This window comes from Pseudomonas sp. GW822-FHT02E03 (genome assembly GCF_058802325.1).
The window spans coordinates 1-9,254 of the sequence record NZ_JBXAOA010000084.1; the positions used below are offsets into that span (position 1 = coordinate 1).

10 protein-coding genes are annotated in these 9,254 nt (G+C 60.8%); 4 read left to right on the forward strand and 6 right to left on the reverse strand.

Features of this window, described 5'->3' with window-relative positions; translation table 11 throughout:
• The first annotated feature begins 135 nt into the window (after positions 1-135).
• Positions 136-423: an Rdx family protein gene (locus AC1RQB_RS27905; RefSeq protein ID WP_007895010.1), complete on the forward strand. Its 288-nt coding sequence runs from the start codon at positions 136-138 to the stop codon at positions 421-423.
• On the opposite strand, the gene AC1RQB_RS27910 is transcribed toward AC1RQB_RS27905, so the two are convergent.
• Positions 417-1,310: a DMT family transporter gene (locus AC1RQB_RS27910; protein WP_063342877.1), complete on the reverse strand. Its 894-nt coding sequence runs from the start codon at positions 1,308-1,310 to the stop codon at positions 417-419. The two genes, AC1RQB_RS27905 and AC1RQB_RS27910, sit on opposite strands and share 7 nt — an antisense overlap.
• 292 nt (positions 1,311-1,602) lie before the next feature.
• Positions 1,603-2,361 (reverse strand): helix-turn-helix transcriptional regulator, encoded by a 759-nt coding sequence (locus AC1RQB_RS27915; RefSeq protein ID WP_008074917.1) that lies wholly within the window; start codon positions 2,359-2,361, stop codon positions 1,603-1,605.
• A 136-nt stretch (positions 2,362-2,497) separates the two neighbouring features.
• Between AC1RQB_RS27915 and AC1RQB_RS27920 the strand changes: the two genes are divergently transcribed.
• On the forward strand, positions 2,498-3,313 hold the full coding sequence (locus AC1RQB_RS27920; RefSeq protein ID WP_063342878.1) for a UDP-2,3-diacylglucosamine diphosphatase: 816 nt from the start codon (positions 2,498-2,500) through the stop codon (positions 3,311-3,313).
• 72 nt (positions 3,314-3,385) lie between these two features.
• Here AC1RQB_RS27920 and AC1RQB_RS27925 read toward each other — a convergent pair whose 3' ends face one another.
• Together AC1RQB_RS27925 and AC1RQB_RS27930 are read right to left on the reverse strand one after the other, a co-directional pair.
• Positions 3,386-3,976, reverse strand: a complete 591-nt coding sequence (locus AC1RQB_RS27925) for an HD domain-containing protein (protein ID WP_063342879.1) — start codon at positions 3,974-3,976, stop codon at positions 3,386-3,388.
• A gap of 99 nt (positions 3,977-4,075) precedes the next feature.
• Complete coding sequence (locus AC1RQB_RS27930) at positions 4,076-4,387, reverse strand: Mpo1-like protein (protein WP_008074911.1); 312 nt, start codon at positions 4,385-4,387, stop codon at positions 4,076-4,078.
• 158 nt (positions 4,388-4,545) lie between these two features.
• On the opposite strand from AC1RQB_RS27930, the gene AC1RQB_RS27935 reads away from it, so the two are divergent.
• A complete protein-coding gene (locus AC1RQB_RS27935; RefSeq protein WP_198537211.1) occupies positions 4,546-5,607 on the forward strand; it encodes an AraC family transcriptional regulator in 1,062 nt (353 codons plus the stop codon).
• Here the strand turns inward: AC1RQB_RS27935 and AC1RQB_RS27940 are convergent.
• On the reverse strand, positions 5,564-7,018 hold the full coding sequence (locus AC1RQB_RS27940; protein ID WP_063342880.1) for a TrkH family potassium uptake protein: 1,455 nt from the start codon (positions 7,016-7,018) through the stop codon (positions 5,564-5,566). The two genes, AC1RQB_RS27935 and AC1RQB_RS27940, sit on opposite strands and share 44 nt — an antisense overlap.
• A gap of 122 nt (positions 7,019-7,140) precedes the next feature.
• On the opposite strand from AC1RQB_RS27940, the gene AC1RQB_RS27945 reads away from it, so the two are divergent.
• Positions 7,141-7,707 (forward strand): NAD(P)H nitroreductase, encoded by a 567-nt coding sequence (locus AC1RQB_RS27945; protein ID WP_063342881.1) that lies wholly within the window; start codon positions 7,141-7,143, stop codon positions 7,705-7,707.
• Between the two features lie 107 nt (positions 7,708-7,814).
• On the opposite strand, the gene AC1RQB_RS27950 is transcribed toward AC1RQB_RS27945, so the two are convergent.
• Positions 7,815-9,155, reverse strand: a complete 1,341-nt coding sequence (locus AC1RQB_RS27950; RefSeq protein ID WP_492571765.1) for a sensor histidine kinase — start codon at positions 9,153-9,155, stop codon at positions 7,815-7,817.
• Positions 9,156-9,254: the final 99 nt, after the last annotated feature.

Consider the following 9,254-nt stretch of genomic DNA (forward strand, 5'->3'; position numbering starts at 1 on the left):
CCCCCCCCCCCCCCCCCCCCCCCCCCCCCCCCCCCCCCCCCCCCCCCCCCCCCCCCCCCCCCCCCCCGCTCCTACAGCATCAGGGGCAAGGCGGTTATCATGGCGACGCCCCCAGGCCCAGGAGTTTTGCCAATCATGACCGCACGTAAACCGGAAATCGTCATCACCTATTGCACGCAATGCCAATGGCTGTTGCGCGCTGCCTGGCTGGCCCAGGAACTGCTCAGTACCTTCGGCGATGACCTGGGCAAAGTGTCTCTGGTGCCCGGCACTGGCGGGGTTTTTCACATTTTCTGTGACGATGTGCAGCTCTGGGAGCGCAAGGCCGACGGTGGTTTTCCCGAGGCCAAGGTGCTCAAGCAGCGGGTCCGCGATCAGATCGATCCGGACCGCGACCTGGGCCACAACGACCGCACTCAGTGAGACGGGGCTTGCGCCGCCACGGCGCTCTTGCTTGAACTGCCGGACAACCGGCTCGAGACCACGATGGCCACGATGATCAGCGCGCCGCCGATCAGCATGCGCAGCGTCGGGTTTTCATCGAACAGCAGCCAGGCCAGGGTGATGCCGTAAACCGGCTCCAGAGCAAACACCACTGACGCGGTCCGGGCTTTGATCACCGCCAGGCTGGCGACGAACAGGCTGTGGGCGACGCCGGTGCAGAACACCCCGAGCAGGCCGATCCACAGCCAGTCGATGGCGCGTACTTCACTTAACTGCGGCACCGCCACTGGCAGCAGGCAGATCGCAACCACCACGTTCTGACACAGTGCAGCCTGCACCGGCGGAATTCGTCCGGAGCTGGCGCGGTTGGTCAGGGACAGCAGGGCGAACAACAAGCCGGAAGCCACCGCCCACAACAGGCCAGTGGTGGCGCCGCTGGCCAGATCGAAATCCGGCGTGACCAGCACCAATCCAATACTAACCAGCACCACCAGCAGGATTTCGTTGGCGCGGATGCGCTCGCGGAAGATCAACCCTTCGAGGACCACGGTAAACGCCGGGAAACTGGCAAATCCCAGGGTCGCGATCGCCACCCCGGCCACCTTCACCGCGATGAAGAAACTCACCCAGTGCCCCATCAGCAGCAAGCCACTGAGCAGCAGTCGACGCAGGTCCACGGCGTCGAGTTTCTGCCAACGGGTACCGCTTGCGAACCGTGCGAAAAACGCCAGGGCGAGGACAGCAAACGCGGCACGGCCGAACACGATGATGGCCGGCGAAGCGGCGGCGAGTTTGCCGAATACGCCGGTCAGGCCGAACATCAGTGCACCGATATGCAGAGCGCCAAGGGCGGTACGGGGAGTCATTGCAATCCTTGATAAACGAATCGAATCCGGCCGACACCATCGGCCCCTGTAGGAGCTGCCGAAGGCTGCGATCTTTTGATCTTGATCTTCGTCGATCCCGAAAAGATCGCAGCCTCCTGTAGCAGCTGGCGAAGCCTGCGTTCGAGCGCGAAGCGGTCGTAAAACCAGTGCACGCGGAGTGTCAGGCACACCACATTGTCCCGATTGCGACCGCTTCGCGCTCGAACGCAGGCTTCGCCAGCTGCTACATTTAATCGCGTAACGCTTGGTTATGTCTGTCGCCAGACTCGCGTCATTTGTCGCCAGCCTCGCGGCGCAATTTACCGGGTGAGGCACCGAACTCACGCAACACTGCCGCGGCGAATGCACTCTGCGAGCTGTAGCCGACCCGACAGGCAATCTCGCCAATGGGCAGCGCCGAATCCCGCAACAAGCCAACGGCAATGTGCAGCCGACGACTGCGAATGTAGTCCATCGGCGTTTGCCCACATTCCGCCACGAACCGCGCATGCAGCCGAGCGCTGGACAGGCCGGCAATGCGCGCCAGATCGGCGACTTGCAGTGGATAGGCCGCGTATTGATCGATGTGTGCATTCAGCGCCGCATAGGGCAGGCGCCGACCGCCCACGCTGTCGGGTTTGGTGTTGTTCAGGCTGGCCAGCAACAGCACCGCGCCTTGCTGGGCGATCAGCGGATCACTGATCTGACTGCCTGCCAGCCAACTCACCAGTTGGCTTTGCCCGGCGTCCAGCGACAGGCGCCCGGCATTGTCGAGCAAGCGGCGGCTGGCTTCGGCGTGATCGCCAAGGGACTGCGAAACCCACTGGTCGCTCGGCACATCCAGCACCAGGCAACGACTGCCATGGGCGCTGTCGCAGGCATGATGCGCCCCCGACGGCACCACCACGAAACTCTGTTGCACCACCTGACTGCCATGCCCTTCGACCTCGAAGTCCAGCGCGCCCGACAACCCGAACACCAGTTGCGCGTGGTCGTGGCTGTGGACGATCAGGTCGTGGGTGTACTGGCGTAGCGTGAGGATCGGTCTCATCGCAGGTCTCCTGTGCTGGTCGCCAGTCTACACCGGGGGCGGCCCGACTCGCGCTGTCACAAGATTGACTTGCCACTGTCATGGGCAATTCACTCGACCGGCGCAAGCTTGCCAAAACTTGTCCTGAGGGTTGCCCATGACCAGCGCCGAGCTCGCCAAACCCAGCCGTAAGCAACGTGTGCGGACCTTGTGGATTTCCGATGTGCATTTGGGCACCCGGGACTGCCAGGCCGAACACCTGTCGCAATTTCTCAAGGGCTACCACGCGGACAAGATCTACCTGGTCGGCGACATCATCGACGGCTGGAAACTGCGCAGCGGCATGTATTGGCCGCAAGCGCATACCAATGTGATTCGTCGCCTGCTGACCATGAGCAAGCGTGGCACGGAAGTGATCTACGTCACCGGCAACCATGACGAATTCCTGCGCCGTTATTCGAAGCTGATGCTGGGCAATATCCAGCTGGTGGACGAAGCCGTGCACGTGACCGCCGATGGCCGTCATCTGCTGGTGATTCACGGCGACCAGTTCGACGTGATCACCCGCTACCATCGCTGGCTGGCGTTTCTCGGCGACTCGGCCTACGAATTCACCCTTACACTCAACCGCTGGCTCAACCATTGGCGTGCCCGTTATGGCTACGGCTACTGGTCGCTGTCGGCGTACCTCAAGCACAAGGTCAAGACAGCCGTCAGCTTCATCAGCGATTTTGAAGAAGCCATCGCCCACGAATGCGTCAAACGCGAGTTGCACGGGGTGGTGTGCGGGCACATTCACCATGCCGAGATTCGCAAGGTCGGCGAGGTGGATTACCTCAATTGCGGGGATTGGGTGGAGTCGTGCACGGCACTGATCGAGCATTGGGACGGTTCGATCGAGTTGTATCGATTGGCCGATGCCCAGGCGCGGGAGGCCGAGTTGAAGGCCATTAAAGTCGCAGAGCCGGCTTAAAAATCAGTTGTATTGGCCGACCCCATCGCGGGCAAGCCCGCGATGGACCGCGAAGCGGTCTCCTGAGACCTATCAGGCCGGCGAATACTCTTCCATCGCCGCTTTGTAAATCGAGTTCTTCGGCTGCGCAAACAGCCGCTCCACCATCGGTTCGAAGAAGCTCAGCGGCAACGTGTCGTACGCCGGATCAAACGCCGCCGCATCGTACCGGGCGCAAAATTCGATGGTCGCCTGATACTGCGGATGACCGCTGAATTGCTCACGCAAATGCCGATCCATGCCCAGGTGATGAAAGAAGTAATAACCCTGGAAAATCCCATGCTTCTCCACCATCCACAGGTTCTCGGCGCTGACGAACGGCTTGAGGATCGCCGCGGCGATGTCCGGGTGATTGTAGGAGCCCAGTGTGTCGCCGATGTCATGGAGCAGGGCGCAGACCACGTATTCTTCGTCGCGACCATCGCGCCAGGCGCGGCTGGCGGTTTGCAGGGAGTGGGTCAGACGATCCACCGGGAAACCGCCGAAATCCCCCTCCAGTAACTTCAGGTGCGCCACGATCCGTTTGGGCAATTGCCGGGCATAGGCGCTGAAATCTGCGGCGATGATCGCCCAGTCTTCCTGCGTGCCGTCCTGCATATGGGTAAAACGGGCATGGGCATTCATCGGCTATCCTCTTGTTCTGATCGAAAGGGATGTGTTGAGTGTAGGACTTGGATCCAACGCTGCATTGGCTACACAAGACGCTTTAGTGGCCCAGGGAGCCTAGAACGGCACGCGACCCAGAATCATGTCGCGGTACATGACGAAATCGCCGAGCAGGCTGTAAAGGGGATGCTGAAAGGTGGCAGGGCGATTCTTCTCGAAGTAGAAATGCCCGACCCAGGCGAAGCTATAACCGGCCAGCGGCAGGACCAGCAACATCCACCAGGCGCCGTTGCCGATGGTCAGCGCCAGAATGAAAATAACCAGAGAGGTGCCGACAAAGTGCAATCGTCGACAGGTGCTATTGCGATGTTCGCTGAGGTAATACGGGTAAAACTCAGCGAAACTATTGAAACGCTTGATGTTTTCCACGACTGCGATCTCTGTGGTGGCTGTGCACGCGACAAGTTGTTCTGCGGGTAGCTTATTTAAGTCTAGAGTGATCATTGGCATCAGCCAGTGACAATAGGCGCCACTTTAGTATCCTTGGGTATTGGGTCGTGGCATGCGGCCATCACGTAGTAAACGCCATGAGCGAACGAACGACTTCTGCAAGCTGGGCGATGGGGATTGTCAAAGCACTGGAAATGGACGGCCTGGATTGCCGGGTTCTGTTCAAGCAGCTAGGGCTCGACTATGCGGCACTGGATGACCCGGATGCGCGCTTCCCGCAAGATTCCATGACGCGGCTCTGGCAGCGCGCGGTCGAGCTGTCCGGCAACCCGGCGATCGGCCTGAACATGGGCAAGGTGGTGCGACCGGCGTCCTTCCATGTCGCCGGTTATGCCTTGATGTCCAGCCAGACCCTGGCTGAAGGCTTTCAACGTCTGGTGCGTTATCAGCGCATCATCGCTGAAAGTGCCGACTTGAGTTTCCGATTGCTGGATGAGGGTTATGCGCTGATTCTGACGGTGCATGGCGATCATCTGCCGCCCACCCGTCAGAGTGCCGAAGCATCACTGGCCTGTGCCCTGGCACTCTGCGGCTGGTTGACCGGCCGTACACTCCAGCCGCGCAAAGTCTTGCTGCAAGGTGATAACCCCGTTGATCTTGAACCCTATAAACAAGCTTTCCACGCCCCGTTGATGTTCAACGCGCCTTATGACGCCTTGATCTTCGAGCGCGCCGACATGGAGGCACCGCTGCCCACCGCCAACGAGGCCATGGCGCGGCTGCACGACCGGTTTGCCGGCGAGTATCTGGCGCGGTTTTCCGAGAGCCGCGTGACCCACAAGGCACGGCAGGTGTTATGCCGTCTGCTGCCTCAGGGTGAACCCAAGCGTGATACGGTGGCCCAGACGCTGCACTTGTCGCAACGCACCTTGCAGCGTCGCCTGCAGGAAGAGGGCACGAGTTTTCAGACCTTGCTGGATGACACCCGGCGTGAACTGGCCGAGCAATACCTGGCGCAACCGAACATGACCCTGCTGGAAATTGCCTACCTGCTGGGGTTTGCCGATCCGAGCAACTTCTTCCGCGCCTTCCGACGCTGGTTCGATTCCACGCCCGGCGAATACCGGACGCGGCTGATGGAAGCGCCCATGCGGATTAGTGACGCCAGAATGCCGGGATACACAGGACAAACACCGTAATGATCTCCAGCCGGCCCAGCAGCATGCCGAACGAGAGAATCCACTTCGCGGCATCCGGCAGGCTGGCAAAGTTACCCGCCGGGCCAATCGTTTCGCCAAGCCCCGGGCCTACGCCAGACACCGTGGCGGCCGCGCCGGTCAGCGCTGTCATCCAGTCCACGCCCAGTAGCGACAGCAGCAGTGCGATAACGCAAATGGTGATGGCGAAGAAGAACGAAAAGGTCAGGATCGAGCGCACGATCTCTTCGTCGAGACGGTGGCCGTTGTATTTCTGCTTGATCACCGCGCGCGGGTGTATCAACTGGTTAAGGTTGGCCTTGAGCAGGATGTAGGCAACCTGGAAGCGGAAAATCTTGATCCCGCCAGCGGTCGAACCCGAGCAGCCACCAACAAACCCCAGATAAAAGAACAGCATCAGTGAGAAGTTGCCCCAGAGGCTGTAATCCCCCAGTGCAAAACCGGTGGTGGTCACTACCGACGTCACGTTCAGCGCCACATGCCGCAAGGCTTCCAGCCAATGCAGCTGGGTAGTCCACCAGTACCAGGTGCCGAGCACCAGCCAGGTCACCAGCAACATACCGAGCAGCCCTTGAACCTGTTCATCCTTGATCAGTGCCCGACGGTTACCGCGTAACGTGGCGACATACAGGGTGAACGGCAGGGCACCGAGAATCATGATGACGATCGCGACCCAATGCACAGCAGGCTCCGGCCACTTGGCCAAAGACTGGTCGGAGGTCGAGAAACCACCGGTGGAAATCGCTGACATCGCATGGTTGATGGCGTCGAACAGGCTCATCCCGGCCCACCAGAACGCCAGGCTGCCGAAAATGGTGATGCCGACGTAGGCCGCAACGATCAAACGCGCCACCATGTGCGAACGGGGCATGACTTTTTCGGAACGGTCCGACGACTCGGTCTGAAACAGCCGCATGCCACCGATGCGCAACAAGGGCAGAATCGCTACCGCCATGCCGATAAAACCGATGCCACCAATCCAGTGCAGTAATGAACGCCACATCAGGATACCGGGAGACATGTTGTCCAGGCCCGTGAGTACCGTCGCTCCGGTGGCGGTGATGCCGGACATGCTTTCGAAGAACGAGTCGGTGTAGCTGATGTTCTGGGTCAGCAGGAACGGCAGGGCGGCGAAGATGCACACCACCAGCCAGCTACTGACGGTCAGCAGGTACATGTCTCGCGGACGCAGATGGATGTGCTCGGGGCGCCCGGGTATCACCAGGGCCAGGCCTGCTACAAAGGTAATCATGCTGGCCCAAAGGAACGACGGCAGGTCGCTGGTGCGTTCGAAGATCACCAGGGTGGCCATGGGTATAACCATGGCGATGGCCAGCGTGATCAGGAAGATGCCGATGATGAAACCAATGATCCGTAAGGTCGGCAACGCCATGAAGTCCGCTCGGGCTGATAGTAAGAAGGGCGCCATTCTACCTGCGGGGCAGGGCATGTAAACCGACGCCGTCGCGACAGTTGACGCTAGAATAGCCAAACATTTTCTACAGGAGGTGGCCGATGCAGGCTCTCGACGCTTTGCTCAACCGTGTTTCCGTCCCACGACTGCTTGATCCGGCACCCACTGCCGAGCAGCGCGAAGTGCTGTTTGCCGCCGCGATGCGCGCGCCAGACCATGGCCATTTGCAGCCTTGGCGTTTCCTGACAGTCGAAGGCGCGGCACGCGAGCAAATGGGTGAGTTGCTGGCCGAAGCGGCGAAGCTGCAAGACAGTGATGTGTCCGAGGCCTTGCTGGACAAGGCGCGCAACGGTCCGTTGCGTGCGCCGCTGGTGGTTGTGGTGATTGCGCGTTTACAGGAACACGCCAAGTATCCCAAGTCCGAGCAACTGTTGGCGGCCGGTTGTGCCGCTCACGGGATTTTGCTGGCGGCCTATGCGCAAGGCATTGGCGCGGTGTGGCGCACTGGTGAGCTGGCTTATTCGGCGCATGTGGCCAAAGGTTTGGGATTGGCGGAAGGGGAAGAGGTGATTGCGTTTCTTTACCTGGGCACGCCGCAGAAAGAACCGCGGGTGGCGGAGAAGGTCGATTTGGCCGAGTTTGTCAGCGCTTGGTCCGGTAGTAACTGAGGAAACGATTCCCCTGTGGGAGCGGGCTTGCCCGCGATAGCGGAGTGTCAGGCACTGAGATGTTGAATGTGCCGCCGCCATCGCGGGCAAGCCCGCTCCCACAGGGTTCAGGGTTGAACCACCGCCCCCGGCACCAACGGCAATTCCAGGCTGGCAATGAACCCGCCCTCCGGGTGATTGGCCAGCACCAGACTGCCGCCATGGCGCTCCGCCGCACGACGCGCAATGGCCAGCCCGAGGCCATGCCCGGCCGCTGTCTGCCCCGGCGCCCGATAGAAGGGTTCAGCCAACTGATTCAAGTGCTCGGCCTCGACGCCAGGGCCGTGATCGCGCACGCTGACCACAATCCTGTCGCCCTGACGCAATGCCTGCATTTCGATCGGTTGCCCGACCGGGTTAAAGCGCTGGGCATTGCGTAGCAGGTTGTCCACGGCGCGCTCGATCATGGTCGGCCAGCCTTTGAGGTTCAGTTGCGGCTCGACTTCAAGGTGCACGTTCTGCTCGGGCGAACCCAACTGAGCGTCTTTTTGCAGGGTAGTGAGCAGCGCGTTTAGATCGACTTCTTCGGCACTGGCGTTGTCGGCATCGACGCGCGCCAGTACCAGGATTTCGCTGATCAACGCTTCCAGTCGATCGCATTCACGGGTCAGGCGTGGCCAGAGTTTTTCCCGCTCCTCAGGGTTGGCCCGCTCGGCCAGTGCCAAGGCAATGCGCAGTCGGGCCAAGGGTGAGCGTAATTCGTGAGACACGTCCCGCAGTAATTGCCGCTGGCTGCCGATCAGGCTTTGCAGGCGTGCGCCCATGCGATTGAAGTCGTTGGCCAGCACACCGAATTCATCGCGGCGGTTGGCCAGTTTCGCCAGGCTGTTTTGTTGATATGTTGTCTGCCCCAGGTCATGCACGGCGCTTCGTAAACGGCTCAGTGGTCGCGTGATGGAAAAGGTCACCAGCAAGCTGAACAGAGTCAACACCACCAGTGCGATGCCCAGTGCACTTAACGGCCAGAGCAGGCTTTCGCGGTGCCAGGCGTCCAGTTCCGGGTGCGGGACGCGATAGATCAGCAGATAGGTGTCGCCTGTCTTGGCGCTGGTGTATTCATCGGTCAGACGCCGCCATGGCAGGCGTCGATCATCGTTGTTCTGTCGTGCTTCGAAGGCCGCCGCCCGCCGTGGAAAGGTACCGCGTACCACCGGGTCACCTGCCTCGTTGAGCACTTGAACGTTGATGTGATACTGACGCTTGCGCTGTTCCAGAATGTCCTGGGCGGCTTCTTCTCCCTGGCTTTCGTAGGTTTGCGTCCACTGTTCGGCCAAGGTGTTGAGGCCAGGGTGGCGACTGAGAATCCACGCGTCCTGGTTGAGCATGTGCCCGAGCAGAATGGAAAGCCCTGCAACTAGAGCGATGGCCAACCAGAAGCTGGCCAGAATACGCCAGAACAATGAGCGCACAGAAAATCCTCAAACAAGCACAAATCCCTGTGGGAGCGGGGGGGGGGGGGGGGGGGGGGGGGGGGGGGGGGGGGGGGGGGGGGGGGGGGGGGGGGGGGG